Below are 15,439 nucleotides of genomic sequence, written 5' to 3'. Positions count from 1 at the left end.
GCAATTCTGGAACGGATGGAGTATTGCGGGCATACCGTGAACTTCAAAACGCACCGGCAGTCCTACAAAATCAAGAAGACCATCGAGAATCCACCGGAGCAATGGAAGATATTCCGCAACACCCACGAAGCCATTGTGGATGAGGATACCTTTCAGCGGGTACAGGAGCTGCGCCGCAACAAACGCAGACCGGCAAGAACGGGCAAGAGCAACCTCTTTTCCGGCGTTGCCTACTGTGCCGATTGCGGAGAAAAAATGTACTACTGCACCTCGCGGAACTTTGAAGAACGACAGGATCATTTCGTCTGCTCTACCTCTCGTAAGAAGGGAAAAGACGTGTGCGGAACGCACTTCATCCGTGCGGTTGTTCTGGAAAAGGGCGTGCTGAAATTTCTGCAAATCCTGCTTTGGTATATCTCCGATTGCGAGGATCTGTTCCGGAATAAGTTGGGTGCAAAGCACAAGGAGGACTTCAAGAAAGAACTCGCCGCAAAGCGCAGACAGCTCACGCAGGCACAGCGCAGGATGGAAGAGCTTGACCGTCTGTTCAAACGGCTCTATGAGGACAATATCTCCGGCAAAATCAATGATAGCCGATTTGAAAAGCTGTCCGCCGACTATGAAAATGAGCAAACAGAGCTGACGGAGAAAATGCAGCTTTTGGAACAGGAGATTGCCCAGCAGGAGGAAGAAGCCGACAGCATTGAGCAGTTCATCCTCCGGGCGAAGAAATACCCCAACTTGCAGGAACTGACGCCCGCTGTGCTACATGATCTTGTGAACAGGGTCTATGTTTCCGCGCCGGATAAGATCAGCGGGCAGCGAGTGCAGGATGTGCATATCAGCCTTGCCTGCATTGGTTTCCTGCCGGAGAGCATCATTGCCGAAATGCTCACTCACGCATCAAAAAGCAGAACAGCGTGACTTCCGCCACGCTGTTCTCTCTAAACCTTATAAACCTGTCTTATGCGCTGCTACCCTGGGGAGCCTTTTTTGCGTTTTCGGAAATGGGTGATTGACAGGCGGGGACTTCCATGGTATTATTCCCTATAATACTACCATGAATATATGAATTAAGGAAAGGGAGCGGGAGTCATGGACAATCCCCTGCGTTATCAGATGACGGAATATGACTGCGGCCCCACCTCCATGCTCAACGGGGTCAGCTACCTGTTCCGGCGGGAGGAGATTCCCCCGGAGATTGTCCGCAGCATCATGCTCTACTGCCTGGACTGCTTCGGCGCCGACGGCGCTAGCGGCAAGCGGGGCACCTCCTGCATGGCCATGATGTTCCTCAGCAACTGGATCAACAGCTTCGGCCAGACGGGGCACCTGCCCATCTCCAGCCAGTACCTGTCCGGCCGGGAGGTGAACTTCTCCCAGAACGGGCGGCTGCGGGATTCCCTCCGCCGGGGCGGGGCGGCGGTGGCCCGGGTGGATTTCGAGGACTGGCACTATGTGCTGCTGACGGCGGTGCGGGAGGACCGGGTGTACCTGTTTGACCCCTATTACCGGGCGGCGCCCTTCGATGACCCGGCCATTCAGATGGACGGCGGCCACCCGTGGGAGTACAACCGGGTGGTGCCGGCGGCCTATCTGGAGCGGACAGAACGGATGCCCTACGCCCTGGGGCCCGCGGAGGGCCGGGAGGCGGTGCTGCTGTTCAATGACCGCACGGTGCTGACGCAGGAGAGCACTGTGGAGTACATGATCTGAGGGAAAAAGGAGGTGTCACGGCGGTGTGTCAGGAGACCCATTACGGAGACGGGCCTCATGACCGGCTGGAGGCAGCGGCCCGGGCCCCAGCGGGGAAGCCGCGGTGCCCTTCCTGCGGGAGCAGCTGAAGGGATGAAAAAACCGTCCGCCCCATGGGCGGACGGTTTTCCGTTGTGAGACAGGCTCAGATCACATAGTCATACCCGTCGGCGTCGCTGCGCATCAGGTCGGCCACGGTGATGTTGTCCAGATAGTCATTGATCACCTTGTCCAGCCCCTGCCACAGCGAGAGGGTGCGGCACTCCGCTGCCCGGGGACAGGCGTCGGTGCCGGCTTCCAGGCAGGACACCGGCGCCATGGAATCCTCCGTCAGCCGCAGAATGCTCCCCACCGTATATTGCTCAGGCGCCCTGGTCAGCTTATAGCCGCCGCCCTTGCCCCGGACGCCGTTCAGCAGCTTTGCCTTCACCAGCAGCTTGATGATGCTCTCCAGATACTTTTCCGAAATTTCCTGCCGCTCCGCAATGACCTTCAGCGGAATGAAACCATCCGACTGATGCTCCGCCAGATCGATCATGACCCGCAGGGCGTAGCGGCCTTTGGTTGAGATCAGCACACAAAGCCCCTCCTTTGTTTTATTAAACCTATTATACAGCATGGTAAATGGGGAAGCAATGATAATTTTTTGAAAAAGTCCTTGACATTCCGGGCACACAAAGCTATAATCCTATTAAACCTACAAGAAAGGTTGGTTTAGTGAATGGGAAATCTGTTTCCCAGTGTCCGATGTTGACACGGAAGATCGTGTCTGCTGAACGGAAAAGAACAAAATAATAACAATAATAAACAATATATTTATCAAACAGGAGGAATTCTCAATGGCTAAGATCTATACATCCGCCGACCAGCTGATCGGCAAGACCCCACTGCTGGAACTGGTGCATATTGAAAAGGAAGAGGGCCTGGAGGCCACCATTCTGGGCAAGCTGGAGTATTTCAACCCCGCCGGCAGCGTGAAGGACCGCATCGCCAAGGCCATGATCGACGATGCCGAGGCCAGGGGCCTTCTGAAGCCCGGCTCCGTCATCATCGAGCCCACCTCCGGCAATACCGGCATCGGCCTGGCCAGCGTGGCCGCCGCCCGGGGCTACCGCATCATCATTGTGATGCCGGAGACCATGAGTGTGGAGCGCCGCCAGCTGATGAAGGCCTACGGCGCGGAGCTGGTGCTCAGCGAGGGCGCCAAGGGCATGAAGGGCGCCATCGCCAAGGCCGACGAGCTGGCCAAGGAGATCCCCAACAGCTTCATCCCCGGCCAGTTTGTAAACCCGGCCAACCCCGCCATCCACAAGGCCACCACCGGCCCGGAGATCTGGGAGGACACCGACGGCAAGGTGGACATCTTCGTGGCCGGTGTGGGCACCGGCGGCACGGTCACCGGCACCGGTGAATATCTGAAGAGCCGGAACCCCAACGTGAAGGTGGTGGCGGTGGAGCCTGCCGGCTCCCCCGTGCTGAGCAAGGGCACCCCCGGCGCCCACAAGATTCAGGGCATCGGCGCCGGCTTCGTCCCCGATGTGCTGGACACCAAAATTTACGATGAGGTCATCGCCGTGGAGAACGACGACGCCTTCGCCGCCGGCAAGCTCATCGGTAAGAAGGAGGGCGTGCTGGTGGGCATCTCCTCCGGCGCCGCCGTCTGGGCCGCCATCCAGCTGGCCAAGCGGCCGGAGAACAAGGGCAAGACCATTGTGGCCCTGCTGCCGGACACCGGCGACCGCTATCTCTCCACCCCGCTGTTCGCGGACTGATCACGCTGCAGCTGCAAAGCCGCAGGGCTGCCCACTGACGGCGGCCTTGCGGTTTTCCGGTTTGCGGCCGGAAAGGAGATGGGCTGAATGAAAAACATCCTCCCGGACTCCCGGGAAAAAGCATATCTCACCGCCCTGCGGCAGGACTTCCACCAACACCCGGAGCTGGGTCTGCAGGAGTTCCGCACCGCCGGGCGCATTGAAGAGGAACTGGACCGCGCAGGCATCCCCCATACCCGGGTGGGGGAAACCGGCGTGCTGGGCACCCTGCGGGGCACCGGCACCGGCGCCGGTGTGGTGGTGCTGCGGGCGGACATGGACGCCCTGCCCATTCAGGAGACTTCGGAGGCGGAGTACCGCTCCCGGACGCCGGGGGTGATGCACGCCTGCGGCCATGACGCCCACACCGCCTGTCTGCTGGGGGCCGCCCGGCTGCTGGCCGGGTGCCGCGGGGACTTCGGCGGTGAGGTGCGGTTTGTGTTCCAGCCTGCCGAGGAAATCGGAAAGGGGGCGCGGGACTTTGTGGAGGCCGGCGTGCTGGAGGGGGTGGACCGGGTGTTCGGCCTCCATGTGGCGCCGGAGCTGCCCGTAGGCACCGTGGGGCTGAAGCCGGGGCTGAACAACGCCGCCGTGGACCACTTCCGCATCGCGGTGCGGGGGGCGTCCGCCCACGTAGCTACGCCCCAGCTGGGGGCCGACGCCCTCTACATCGCCAGCCACACGGTGGTGGCTCTCCAGGCCCTGGTGACCCGGCTTACCTCTCCGGTGGAGCCGGTGATCATCGGCGTGGGCACTCTGAACGCCGGAACGGCCTACAACGCCGTAGCCGCCTCCGCCGTGCTGCAGGGAACCACCCGCACCGTCTCCCAGGAGAGCCGGCAGCGGGTGCGCCGGCAGATCGACAGAACCGCCCGGAGCATCGCGGAGGTCTACGGCGGCACCGCGGAGGTGCTGTGGACCGGCGTCACACCGCCCCTCATCAACGATCCCGGGGCCTGCCGGGAGGCCGCCGCCGCGGCGCGGGAAGCGGGGCTGCAGGTGATCACGGACCGGAGTCTGTCCCTGTGCGGCGACAACTTCGCGGAGTACCTGCTCCGCGTCCCCGGCGCCTACGCCTACCTGGGCAGCGGCAACCCCGCCCTGCCCAATACGGAGCACTCCATCCACAGCGCCGACTTCGACCTGGATGAGGAGGCCCTGGCCCTGGGGGCGGCCCTTTCCGCCGCCTATGCCCGCGCGGTTCTCTCGCGCGGGGCAGTGTAGGGGCGGCGAAAAGCCGACAGCAGCCGGCGGCATGACCAGACAAGGCCATACCGCCGGCTGCCTGCTGCCCGGGGAAAAGGGGGAGAAGCGGTGGGAAATCCGGAGGAATACTTGCGCTTTCGGCAAAAGAATGGTACAATTTTCACTCAGAGAGTCCATGCGCGGGACCGGGGGCGTCGTTTCCGTGCTGCCGCTGATTCCGGGCCAAATACAGTCCGGCAGCCGGAATCCTCCCGCGCCGGGTTGCCCGGATCGGGCAAATTGGTGCGGAATTGGTGCGGAAGGGCAGGACGAAAACCCGGAAACCCTTGAAAATTAAGGAGATGTGAAAATATATGAAATTAGGTATTGTGGGTCTGCCCAACGTGGGTAAGAGCACCCTGTTCAACGCCATCACCAACGCCGGCGCGGAGAGTGCCAACTATCCCTTCTGCACCATCGACCCCAACGTGGGCATGGTGGCCGTGCCGGACGAGCGGCTGGACAAGCTGGCGGAGATGTATGAGCCGGACAAAAAGACTCCGGCGGTCATCGAGTTCGTGGACATCGCCGGCCTGGTGAAGGGCGCCAGCCAGGGCGCCGGCCTGGGCAACAAGTTTCTGGCCAACATCCGGGAGACTGACGCCATCGTCCACGTGGTCCGCTGCTTCGACGACGAGAACATCATGCACGTGGTGGCCGACGCCGGCACCAACGTGCCGGTGGACCCCCTGGGGGACATTGAGACCATCGACCTGGAGCTGATCATGGCGGACCTGGAGATGGTGAACCGCCGCATCGAGAAGGCCGCCAAGGCCGCCAAGGGCGACAAGAAGTTCCTCCACGAGGTGGAGGTGTTCAAGGGCCTGGCGGAGCACCTGAACAACGGCAAGTCCGCCCGGACCTACGAGTGCGACCCGGAGGACATGGCCCTCATCGCCACCTCCGATCTGCTGAGCCTGAAGCCCATCATCTACGCCGCCAACACCGACGAGGACGGCTTCACCAACCTGGAGGGCAACCAGTACTACCAGCAGGTGAAGGAGCTGGCGGACAGGGAGGGCGCCCAGGTGCTGCCCATCTGCGCCAAGCTGGAGCAGGACATCGCCGAGCTGGAGGGCGAGGAGAAGCAGATGTTCCTGGAGGAGCTGGGGGTGCAGGAGTCCGGCCTGGACCGGCTCATCAAGTGCTCCTACGCCCTGCTGGGCCTCATCTCCTTCCTGACCTACGGCAAGGACGAGTGCCGCGCCTGGACCATCAGAAAGGGCACCAAGGCCCCCCAGGCCGCCGGCAAGATTCACTCCGACATCGAGCGGGGCTTCATCCGCGCCGAGGTCATCGCCTACACCGACATGATCCAGTGCGGCAGCGTCAGCGCCGCCCGGGAGAAGGGCCTGCTGCGCAGTGAGGGCAAGGACTACGTGGTGCAGGACGGCGACATGATTTACTTCCGCTTCAACGTATAAGCGATTCAGAACAGAGAACAGCGGCCCGGCAGGAAACTGCCGGGCCGCTGTTTTTCAGATGGGTTCGCCGCTGCGCATCAGGTCGGCGATGGTGATGCCGTCAAAAAAGTCGTTGATGACGGTGTTGAACCGGCCCCACATGGAGAAGGTCCGGCATTCCCCCGCCTGCCGGCAGGGTTCCGCGCCGCACTCCACACAGGCCACCGGCGCCAGGTCCCCCTCCGTCAGCCGGAGGATGTCGCCTACCCGGTACTCCTCCGGCTCCCGGGTGAGGCGGTAGCCGCCGCCCTTTCCGTGGACGCCCTTGATGTACTGATTCTTCGCCAGTGCCGGCAGAATTTTCTCCAGATACTTCAGGGAGATGCCCAGCCGGGCCGCCACATCCTTCATGGGGATGTAGCCGTCCTCCCCCTGGTGCTCCGCCAGGTCCACCATGACCCGCAGGGCGTACCGCCCTCTCGAGGATACCATCATTCCAGTTCCCTCCTTGTGACCGTCTGGATGGTGCCGCCGCCCAGCACCGTGTCGCCGTCGTACAGCACTGCCGCCTGCCCCGGGGTGATGGCCCGCTGGGGCTGGTCAAAGCTGATCTCCGCGCCGCCGGCGGTGGGGGTCACCTCCGCCCACTGCTCGGCCTGCCGGTAGCGGACCCGGACTCTGCACCGGAAGGGTGCCCCGGGCGCCTCGCCGCTGATCCAGTTCATCTCCCGGACGGTGAACGTCCGGCTCCACAGCTCCTCGTCCCGGCCCAGCACCACCTGATTGGTGTCGGGGCAGATGCGGCACACGTACATGGGCTCCAGCAGGGACAGACCCAGTCCCTTCCGCTGGCCTACGGTGTAGTGGATGATGCCCCTGTGACGGCCCAACACCCGGCCCTCCCGGTCCACGAAGTCGCCGGGGAGGGCAGGCCCGCTCCGAAGCTCCACCACCCGGCTGTAATTGCCGTCGGGGACGAAGCAGATGTCCTGACTGTCGGGCTTGTCCGCGTTGAGAAAGCCGTTTTCCGCCGCCATGGCCCGGACCTCCGTCTTGCGCAGGTCCCCCAGGGGGAAGCGGAGGCGGGAGAGCTGCGCCTGGGTCAGCATATAGAGCACGTAGCTCTGGTCCTTGGATGCATCCAGCGCCTTTTTCAGCACGTACCGGCCCTTTTCCCGCTGGATGCGGGCGTAGTGGCCGGTGACGAGACAGTCACAGCCCAGAGTCTCCGCCCGCTGCAGCAGCCGGTCAAATTTCAGATACCGGTTGCAGTCGATGCAGGGGTTGGGGGTGACGCCGCGGCGGTAGCTGTCGGCAAAGCGGTCCATGACGCAGCGGCGGAAGTCCTCCGTGAAGTTGAACACGTAATAGGGCATCCCCAGCTGGCAGGCCACACCCCGGGCGTCCTCCACGTCCTCCAGGGAGCAGCAGGTGCGGGAGGAGGGCTTCCCGGTGTCGGCGTTTTCATAGAGCTTCATGGTGCAGCCGATGCACGCGTAGCCCGCGTCCGCCGTCAGCTTGGCGGCCAGACTGGAGTCCACGCCGCCGCTCATGGCGATGAGGGCTTTCATTCCGCGCTGCAGTGACCGCAGCTCTCACAGTCCGGGAACAGGCTGTGGTCGTACTCAATGCCGTTTTTGTCGTAGTAGTCCTTCAGCGCCGCCTTGATGGCCTCCTCCGCCAGCACGGAGCAGTGGATTTTGTGGGCGGGCAGGCCGTCCAGAGCCTCCACCACCGCCTTGTTGGTGAGGCTGAGGGCCTCGGAGACGGGGCGGCCCTTGATCAGCTCCGTGGCCATGGAGCTGGAGGCGATGGCGCTGCCGCAGCCGAAGGTCTCAAACTTGGCGTCGGAGATGACGTCACCGTCGATTTTCAGGTAGATTTTCATGATGTCACCGCACTTGGCGTTGCCCACTTCGCCTACGCCGTCGGCGTTTTCAATGCTGCCCACGTTCCGGGGATTGCGGAAGTGGTCCATGACTTTTTCGCTATACAGTGCCATATCGGTAATACCTCACTTCAAAATATAGTCCCGCTTGCCCTGCTCCAGCTCATGCCAGACCGGGGAGATGCCGCGGAGATACGCCACCACGTCGGTGACGGCCTGAATGATATAGTCCACTTCCTCCTGAGTGTTTTCCGGGGACAGCGTCAGCCGCAGGGAGCCGTGGGCCACCTCGTGGGGCCGGCCGATGGCCAGCAGCACGTGGCTGGGGTCCAGGGAGCCGGAGGTGCAGGCGGAGCCGGAGGAGGCGCAGATGCCCTTGTCGTCCAGCAGCAGCAGAAGGGACTCGCCCTCAATGCCCTCGAAGCAGAAGTTCACGTTGCCCGGCAGACGCTGATGGGCGTCGCCGTTGAGGGCGCTGTGGGGAATCTTCGCCAGACCCTCCATGAGCCGGTCTCGAAGGAAGGTCATCTTCTCCGCGTCGGCGTCCATGGCGGCGCAGCTCTCCTCCAGGGCCGCCACCATGCCGATGATGCCGGGGATGTTCTCCGTGCCGGCTCGCTTGCCCCGCTCCTGGGCGCCGCCGTCGATGAGGTTGGTCAGGGCGATGCTCCGGCGGGCGTACAGAATGCCCACGCCCTTGGGGCCGTGGAACTTGTGGGCGGACAGGGACAGCATGTCGATGTTCTGCTCCTCCACCTGAATGTGCAGGTGGCCCGCCGCCTGCACGGCGTCGGTGTGGAACAGGACGCCCTTTTCACGGCAGATCCTGCCGATCTCCGGAATGGGCTGGATGGTGCCGATTTCGTTGTTGGCGTACATGATGGTTACCAGGCAGGTGTCCGGCCGGATGGCGGCCTCCACCTGCTCCGGGGTGACCAGACCGTTCTCGTGAACGTCCAGCAGCGTCACCTCGAAGCCCTCCTGCTCCAGCCGCTTCAGGGTGTGGAGCACGGCGTGGTGCTCAAAGGCGGTGGAGATGATGTGCTTCTTCCCCTTCCGGGCGCCCAGCAGCGCGGCGGAGCGGATGGCCTGGTTGTCGGCCTCGCTGCCGCCGGAGGTGAAGGTGACCTCCCGGGGCTGGCAGCCCAGCAGCGCGGCGGCCCGGCGGCGGGCGTCGGTGAGGGCTTCGTTGGCCTGCTGGCCGATGGAGTGGAGGCTGGAGGGGTTGCCGTAGACCTCGCGAAGATAGGGCAGCATGGCGTTGATGGCCGCCGGACTCATTTTGGTGGTGGCGGCGTTGTCGGCGTAAATTTGCATGGGTTCCTCCTTGTATCAGCGTCTCCCGCCGGGGCGGGACGGCGAATATTACGTATTTTACCTACCCTTTGGGTCGGTAGTATTATATCCTTATTTACCTACTGTGTCAATCGGTAAAAGAGAAAATTTGCGGAAAAAAGCAGGGACCGCCTTTGGCGGTCCCTCAGCGAGGCTGGAGTGTCAGCAATTTCAGTAGAAAGACTGTTGATGCGAACGGTCTTCACAGGATTCCATAACTCAAGGCACTCGAATCAGTTCATTCTTCCTTGCCCAGCGATAAAGCTGTAAAGTAAGAAACACCCCTATTAGATATATGTAGAGCCATAATGCGCAAAGACTGATATTCCAGCCCAGTGTCCGCTCAGAAAAAATGGCCGAAATCAATGTGACTATCACAAGAGACGGCACCATGATGAGCAAAAAGAGCAAACCGATAGAACGACCACAAAATTCCACCCAAAGAGACATATCAAATGGCCGCTTTTGGAAAAAGCCAATAAATTGTTTGAATACTAAAAAGATATAAAGTCCCATAAACCCCATCAATGACAACCAAACAAACCAAGGCTTTTTCATCTAAGACCTCCGAAAACCAGAAGTTTTGTTAATCATTCTACCATTTGTAATCCTGCGTTGCAAGCCTTTGGCTTTTGTATATTGCTGATTGCCTGAGGTGTCACCACCAGATTGATTCCCAGAGGTTTCGCAGGGCGCGAAACGCTCGGACGCGGCACTTGCCGCGGAGCGGAAAAACCAGCCGCAACAAGAAAGGGACCGCCTTTGGCGGTCCCTCTGCATGGTTGAAGGTCTCATCGTTCTTCCCGGAAGTACGGCAGTCCCAGACTGGCGGGCGGCTGATTTTCCCGCTTTTTCCGCAGGGAAATGGCAATCAGCACGGCGATGGTCACCAGATAGGGGAGCATCTTGAACAGCTCCTGGGAGCTGCGGGTCAGGCCGGGGACGTAGAAGTACATCCAGGACAGCAGGCCGAACAGGTAGGAGCCCCAAACGGCGTTGAGGGGCTTCCAGGTGGCGAAGATCACCAGCGCCACCGCCAGCCAGCCCAGGGCCTCGATGGTGCCGTCATTGGCCCAGGTGCCCTTGATATAGTCCATGGTGTAGTACAGGCCGCCCATGCCGGAGATGCCGGCGCCGATGCAGGTGGCCACGTACTTGCAGCGGGTGACGTTGATGCCCGCCGCGTCGGCGGTGGCGGGGTTCTCGCCCACGGCCCGCAGGTTCAGGCCCTTGCGGGTGCGGGTGAAGAAAATGGTGACGGCCACCGCCACGATGATGGCCAGATACACCATAAAGCCGTAGCTGAGGAACAGGGAGCCGAACCAGCCCAGGTTCACGCGGTGGGCCAGGTTGGCCCGGTAGACGCTGCTGGTGACGGCCACGGAGATCTGGCCCACGCCGCCGGCCATGGTGTTCAGGCTGCCGCCGAAGAAGTTGGCCACGCCGCCGCCGAAAATGGTGAGGGTCAGGCCGGTGACGTTCTGGTTGGCCCGGAGGGTGATGGTCAGGAAGCTGTAGAGCAATCCGCCCAGGGCGGAGGCGGCGAAGGCCGCCAGGAAGCTGAGAATCAGGCATACCGCCGGGGAGGGATTGGGGTTGTTGAACTCATAGAAGAAAGAGGCCGCCAGGCCGGCGATGCCGCCCAGATACATGATGCCGGGGACGCCCAGGTTCAGGTTGCCGGATTTCTCCGTCAGAATCTCACCCAGAGCGCCGAACATGATGACGGTGCCGAACACCACGGCGGACTGGAACAACTGAATCAGCTGCGCGCTTGTCATTTTGCATCCGCCTCCTTTTTGCTCCGGAAGATCAGCCGGTAGTTGATGAAGAACTCGCTGCCCAGAATGAAGAACAGAATGATGCCGGTGATGACGTTGGAGGCATAGTCGTTCAGGTTGAACTGGGAGGCGATCTCAATGGCGCCCTTCTGCAGGAATACCAGCAGGAAGGAGATGAGGATCATCACGAAGGAGTTGAACTGGGCCAGCCAGGCCACGATGATGGCGGTGAAGCCCCGGCCGCCGGCGGTGGAGGTGGAGATGGTGTGGCTGGCGCCGGCCACGGCGATGTAGCCCGCCATGCCGCAGATGGCGCCGGAGATGGCCATGGTGCGGATGGTGACCTTCTTCACGTTGATGCCGGCGTAGCGGGCGGTGTTCTCGGAGTCGCCCACCACGGAGATCTCATAGCCCTGCTTGGAGTATTTCAGGTAGATATACATGCCGATGGTCAGGGTCATCACCAGAATGACGTTGAGGCCGTACTCCTGGCCGAAGACCTTGGGGAACCAGCCGTACTTGGTCTGCTGGTGGATGATGCCCACGGTGTTGGAGCCGTAGGGGTTCTCCCACAGAGCCACGCAGTAGCTGGTGAGCTGGATGGCCACGTAGTTCATCATCAGGGTGAACAACGTCTCGTTGGTGTTCCAGCGGGCCTTGAAGGCGGCGGGCACCACGCCCCAGACGGCGCCGGCCAGCAGGCTGGCCGCGGCCATCAGCACCAGCAGCATGGGGGTGGGGATGGAGGGCCCCAGAATCCGCATCATGCCAGCGGTGACGATGCCGCCCACCAGCACCTGGCCCTCGGCGCCGATGTTCCAGAATTTCATCTTGAAGGCGGGGGCCAGTCCCACGCCGATGCACAGCAGCATCATGGCGTCCTTGATGGTGGCCCAGCTGCGGCGGGTGGTGCCGAAGGCGCCGTTGTACATGGCCTTGTAGACTTCTACCGGGTTCAGCTTGGTAACGGAGAAGATGAACAGGCCGCTGACCACCAGAGACAGCAGCACTGCCGCAATGCGGATGGCGTAGGCCTTGGGGCGGGCGATGCCGTCCCGCTTGGCGATCCGCAGCAAAGGTTCCTTACGCTGACTGCTCATCCGTTGGTCCCCTCCTTTGCAAACCGGGTCATCAGCAGACCCACTTCTTCCTTGGTGGTGGTGCGGGCGTCCACAATGCCGCTGACCTGGCCGCCGCACAGCACCAGAATCCGGTCGCACAGCTCCAGCAGCACGTCCAGATCCTCGCCCACGTAAATGACGGCCACACCCTTCATCTTCTGCTCCGTCAGCAGGTTGTAGATGGTGTAGGAGGTATTGATGTCCAGGCCGCGGACTGCATAGGCGGTCATCAGCACCGAGGGGTTCTGGGCGATCTCACGGCCCACCAGCACCTTCTGCACGTTGCCGCCGGACAGCCGCCGCACCGGGAAGTTGACGCTGGGGGTCATAACCTCCAGCTGCTCCTTCACCTCCTCCGCCAGGGCCCGGGGGGCCTTGCGGTCGGTAAAGGCGCCGTGGCCCTTGCGGTAGCTGCGCAGCAGCATGTTGCCGGTCATGCCCATGGAGCCAACCAGGCCCATGCCCAGCCGGTCCTCCGGCACGAAGGACATGGCCACGCCCGCCTGCTTGATCTGCAGGGGGGTCTTGCCCACCAGCTGCTGCTCCGGCGCCCCGCTCACGGGGCGGAACAGAATGGAGGCGCCCTCTTCCATGGGCTGCAGGCCGGCCACGGCCTCCAGCAGCTCCTTCTGGCCGGAGCCGGCGATGCCGGCGATGCCCAGAATCTCGCCGCCCATGGCGGTGAAGGACACCTTGTCCAGCCGCTTGACGCCCATGGCGTCATACACCGTCAGATCCTGGACGGTGAGCCGGGGAGTGGGGTCCTTGGGTTCGGGGCGGTCGATGTTCAGCGTCACGGCGTGGCCCACCATCATGTCCGTCAGGGCCTGGGGAGAGGTGTCCTTGGTGGCCACGTCGGCAATGTAGCGGCCCTTGCGCAGCACCGCCACCCGGTCGGATACATCCATCACCTCGTGGAGCTTGTGGGTGATGATGACCATGGCCTTGCCGTCGGCCTTCATGTTGCGCATGACGTCGAACAGCCGGTCCGTCTCCTGGGGGGTCAGCACGGCGGTAGGCTCGTCCAGAATCAGAATGTCAGCGCCCCGGTACAGGACCTTGACGATTTCCACCGTCTGCTTCTCCGACACGGACATGTCATACACCTTTTTGAAAGGATCGATGACGAAGCCGTATTTCCGGCAGATCTCGGTGATTCTGGCGGCGGCGGATTTCAGGTCCAGCTTTCCCTCGTCCTCCAGCCCCAGCACGATGTTCTCCACGGCGGTGAACACGTCCACCAGCTTGAAATGCTGGTGAATCATGCCGATGCCGCAGGCGAAGGCGTCCTTGGGGGAGGCAATGGTGACGGGTTGGCCGTTGACGTAGATCTGGCCCTCGTCGGGGAAATAGATGCCGGAGAGCATGTTCATCAGTGTGGTCTTGCCGCTGCCGTTCTCACCCAGCAGGGACAGAATCTCGCCCCGGCGGATATACAGGTCCACGGCGTCATTGGCCACCACTTTGCCGAACCGCTTGGTGATGTTGCTCATCTGAACGGCATAAGTCTGTTCCAAACTGATCTTCCTTTCTGTTTCAGGATGGGGGGACGAAAAAATCAGGGAGGGGAGACAGAAGAGAAAAAGGGGAAAAAGGGGCTGCCGGAGGGCAGCCCCTTTTGATGACCGAGATCAGTTCAGCTCGGTAATGCCGTCGATCCGCAGATCGAAGTAAGGAGCGGAACGGTAAACGGACTCCTGGAAAGCGCCGTCAGAGATGACGTTCTCGGTGGGACCCTCGAAGATCACATTGCCGGTGCCGAAGTCGATGATGGAGAAGTTCACATCGTAGGTGTCCACGGCCTTGCCGCCCACGGTGAACTTGGAGGTGTCGAACACCTTCAGGCTGCCGTCCTTGATGCCGGCCCAGGCAGCGTCCACGGCCTCCTGGGTGCCGGCGGCGCAGCTGCCGCCCAGCGCGGAGATCATCACGGCGCCGTCGGCAATGCCGGCGGAGTAGTCGGCGGGCACGCCGCCGGCCTGGAAGGCCTCCAGAGCGGCCTTGTACAGCACGGACCAGTTGTTCTGGGCGGAGGTCAGAGCGGCGTTGGGGGCAACCTCCAGCATGTCGATGTTGTAGCCAACGGAGTAGGCCACGGTGCCGGTCTTCTGGGCGGCCTCCACGGCGGAGGGAGCACCGGTGGAGTCGGCGTGCTGGCCGATGATGACGCAGCCGCGGCTCATCAGGGCGTTGGCAGCCTCGCTCTCAGCGGTGGGATCATACCAGGAGTTGGTGTACTGGACGTCCATGTGGGCCTCGGGAACGATGGACTGGATGCCCAGGAAGAAGGCGGTGTAGCCGGAGACCACCTCGGCGTAGGGATAGGCGCCCACGTAGCCGATGTAGGGATCGGTGATGGTACCGGCGTCCATCAGCTCCTTGAGCTTCATGCCGGCCACCACGCCGGAGACGTAGCGGGACTCATAAGTATAGGGGAAGATGTTCTTCACATTGTCCATACCGGCAACACCGGCCTGGTCGCCGGTGCAGGCCACGAAGGTGACCTCGGGGAACTCCTCGGCGGCCTGCATCATGAAGCTCTGGTGGCCGTAGGAGTCGGAGAAGACGATGTCGCAGCCGGAGTCAGCCAGGTCCACGGCGGTCTCCTTGCAGGTCTCGTCCTCGGGGATGTTGTACTTGAACACCACCTGGGAACTGACGTCGATGCCCAGGTCCTCGCAGGCCTTGGTCAGGCCCTCAATGTGGGCGGCGTCGTAACCGGAGTTGATGTCGTGAACGCAGATCAGGCCGATCTTGATGGGTTCCTCGGCGGGAGCGGACGCGGCAGGGGCGGATGCGGCGGGAGCAGACGCAGCGGGGGCGGAGCTGGAGCCGGAGCTGCCGCAGGCAGCCAGACCCAGGGTCATGACGCCGGCCAGCAGCAGTGCAAGAAATTTCTTCATTCTGTTTTCCTCCTCATATAATTGTAGAATCTGCGGGGATAAGGTAGGACTTCGTACCTCTCAATGATACAGGTTTCCGGGGAAAAATTCAACTGCAAATTGGAATTTCGCCGGACACAGCATTATAAATTTTTTGGAAAAAGCAAGTTCTCCTTTGGGAACTTTCACAAAACCGGTGAAAAACCGGGAAAAGACGG

Annotated in this window: 15 protein-coding genes; 5 read left to right on the top strand and 10 right to left on the bottom strand. The window is 61.9% G+C overall.

All coding sequences use genetic code 11. The annotated features are described in order from the left end of the window. Both SOX55_RS01955 and SOX55_RS01950 read left to right on the top strand, forming a co-directional pair. A partial coding sequence (locus SOX55_RS01955) for a DUF4368 domain-containing protein (RefSeq protein ID WP_325285752.1) occupies positions 1–924 on the top strand: 924 nt, incomplete at its 5' end. 171 nt (positions 925–1,095) lie between these two features. Continuing rightward, positions 1,096–1,716, top strand: coding sequence for a peptidase C39 (locus tag SOX55_RS01950; RefSeq protein WP_325285751.1), 621 nt, complete (start codon positions 1,096–1,098; stop codon positions 1,714–1,716). Between the two features lie 184 nt (positions 1,717–1,900). Here SOX55_RS01950 and SOX55_RS01945 read toward each other — a convergent pair whose 3' ends face one another. Then, positions 1,901–2,332, bottom strand: coding sequence for an RrF2 family transcriptional regulator (locus tag SOX55_RS01945; RefSeq protein WP_325285750.1), 432 nt, complete (start codon positions 2,330–2,332; stop codon positions 1,901–1,903). Positions 2,333–2,594: 262 nt separating this feature from the next. Between SOX55_RS01945 and cysK the strand changes: the two genes are divergently transcribed. The 3 genes from cysK to ychF all read left to right on the top strand — a co-directional run bounded on the left by cysK (position 2,595) and on the right by ychF (position 6,235). Continuing rightward, complete coding sequence (cysK, locus tag SOX55_RS01940; protein WP_325285749.1) at positions 2,595–3,527, top strand: cysteine synthase A; 933 nt, start codon at positions 2,595–2,597, stop codon at positions 3,525–3,527. A gap of 87 nt (positions 3,528–3,614) precedes the next feature. After that, the gene (locus tag SOX55_RS01935; RefSeq protein ID WP_325285748.1) at positions 3,615–4,790 is read left to right on the top strand and encodes a M20 metallopeptidase family protein; all 1,176 of its coding nucleotides are present in this window, start codon (positions 3,615–3,617) and stop codon (positions 4,788–4,790) included. A 335-nt stretch (positions 4,791–5,125) separates the two neighbouring features. Then, complete coding sequence (gene ychF / locus SOX55_RS01930; RefSeq protein WP_325285747.1) at positions 5,126–6,235, top strand: redox-regulated ATPase YchF; 1,110 nt, start codon at positions 5,126–5,128, stop codon at positions 6,233–6,235. Between the two features lie 54 nt (positions 6,236–6,289). Here the strand turns inward: ychF and SOX55_RS01925 are convergent, their stop codons facing one another. From SOX55_RS01925 to SOX55_RS01885, 9 genes are all read right to left on the bottom strand, one after another. Beyond that, positions 6,290–6,709 carry an RrF2 family transcriptional regulator gene (locus SOX55_RS01925; RefSeq protein ID WP_325285746.1) on the bottom strand — a complete coding sequence of 140 codons (420 nt, stop codon included), beginning with the start codon at positions 6,707–6,709 and terminating at the stop codon, positions 6,290–6,292. Further along, positions 6,706–7,785 (bottom strand): tRNA 2-thiouridine(34) synthase MnmA, encoded by a 1,080-nt coding sequence (mnmA, locus tag SOX55_RS01920; RefSeq protein WP_325285745.1) that lies wholly within the window; start codon positions 7,783–7,785, stop codon positions 6,706–6,708. The genes SOX55_RS01925 and mnmA overlap by 4 nt, the downstream gene beginning before the upstream one ends. Continuing rightward, positions 7,782–8,216, bottom strand: coding sequence for a Fe-S cluster assembly scaffold protein NifU (gene nifU / locus SOX55_RS01915; RefSeq protein ID WP_325285744.1), 435 nt, complete (start codon positions 8,214–8,216; stop codon positions 7,782–7,784). The genes mnmA and nifU overlap by 4 nt, the downstream gene beginning before the upstream one ends. 12 nt (positions 8,217–8,228) lie before the next feature. Beyond that, a complete protein-coding gene (gene nifS, locus SOX55_RS01910; RefSeq protein ID WP_325285743.1) occupies positions 8,229–9,419 on the bottom strand; it encodes a cysteine desulfurase NifS in 1,191 nt (396 codons plus the stop codon). Positions 9,420–9,656: 237 nt separating this feature from the next. Next, positions 9,657–9,995: a hypothetical protein gene (locus SOX55_RS01905; RefSeq protein WP_325285742.1), complete on the bottom strand. Its 339-nt coding sequence runs from the start codon at positions 9,993–9,995 to the stop codon at positions 9,657–9,659. 233 nt (positions 9,996–10,228) lie between these two features. Next, on the bottom strand, positions 10,229–11,218 hold the full coding sequence (locus SOX55_RS01900) for an ABC transporter permease (RefSeq protein ID WP_325285741.1): 990 nt from the start codon (positions 11,216–11,218) through the stop codon (positions 10,229–10,231). Then, entirely contained in the window at positions 11,215–12,318 is a 1,104-nt protein-coding gene (locus tag SOX55_RS01895; protein WP_325285740.1) for an ABC transporter permease, read from the bottom strand. The genes SOX55_RS01900 and SOX55_RS01895 overlap by 4 nt, the downstream gene beginning before the upstream one ends. Beyond that, positions 12,315–13,832, bottom strand: a complete 1,518-nt coding sequence (locus SOX55_RS01890; RefSeq protein WP_442873599.1) for an ABC transporter ATP-binding protein — start codon at positions 13,830–13,832, stop codon at positions 12,315–12,317. Before SOX55_RS01890 ends, SOX55_RS01895 begins: the two co-directional genes overlap by 4 nt. A gap of 138 nt (positions 13,833–13,970) precedes the next feature. Then, positions 13,971–15,242, bottom strand: coding sequence for a BMP family ABC transporter substrate-binding protein (locus SOX55_RS01885; RefSeq protein WP_325285738.1), 1,272 nt, complete (start codon positions 15,240–15,242; stop codon positions 13,971–13,973). Positions 15,243–15,439 lie beyond the last annotated feature (197 nt).

Origin of the sequence: Dysosmobacter sp. (assembly GCF_034093755.1) — a bacterium.
Classification (GTDB): Bacteria; Bacillota; Clostridia; order Oscillospirales; family Oscillospiraceae; genus Oscillibacter.
This window is presented reverse-complemented; position numbering and strand designations above follow the sequence as displayed.

Coding starts and splice junctions, on each gene's coding strand:
- nifU (WP_325285744.1), bottom strand. CDS start 8,216: ATGGCACTGTATAGCGAAAAAGTCATGGACCACTTCCGCAATCCCCGG.
- nifS (WP_325285743.1), bottom strand. CDS start 9,419: ATGCAAATTTACGCCGACAACGCCGCCACCACCAAAATGAGTCCGGCG.
- SOX55_RS01890 (WP_442873599.1), bottom strand. CDS start 13,832: ATGAGCAACATCACCAAGCGGTTCGGCAAAGTGGTGGCCAATGACGCC.
- SOX55_RS01900 (WP_325285741.1), bottom strand. CDS start 11,218: ATGACAAGCGCGCAGCTGATTCAGTTGTTCCAGTCCGCCGTGGTGTTC.
- ychF (WP_325285747.1), top strand. CDS start 5,126: ATGAAATTAGGTATTGTGGGTCTGCCCAACGTGGGTAAGAGCACCCTG.
- mnmA (WP_325285745.1), bottom strand. CDS start 7,785: ATGAAAGCCCTCATCGCCATGAGCGGCGGCGTGGACTCCAGTCTGGCC.
- cysK (WP_325285749.1), top strand. CDS start 2,595: ATGGCTAAGATCTATACATCCGCCGACCAGCTGATCGGCAAGACCCCA.
- SOX55_RS01905 (WP_325285742.1), bottom strand. CDS start 9,995: ATGAAAAAGCCTTGGTTTGTTTGGTTGTCATTGATGGGGTTTATGGGA.
- SOX55_RS01885 (WP_325285738.1), bottom strand. CDS start 15,242: ATGAAGAAATTTCTTGCACTGCTGCTGGCCGGCGTCATGACCCTGGGT.
- SOX55_RS01925 (WP_325285746.1), bottom strand. CDS start 6,709: ATGATGGTATCCTCGAGAGGGCGGTACGCCCTGCGGGTCATGGTGGAC.
- SOX55_RS01935 (WP_325285748.1), top strand. CDS start 3,615: ATGAAAAACATCCTCCCGGACTCCCGGGAAAAAGCATATCTCACCGCC.
- SOX55_RS01895 (WP_325285740.1), bottom strand. CDS start 12,318: ATGAGCAGTCAGCGTAAGGAACCTTTGCTGCGGATCGCCAAGCGGGAC.
- SOX55_RS01950 (WP_325285751.1), top strand. CDS start 1,096: ATGGACAATCCCCTGCGTTATCAGATGACGGAATATGACTGCGGCCCC.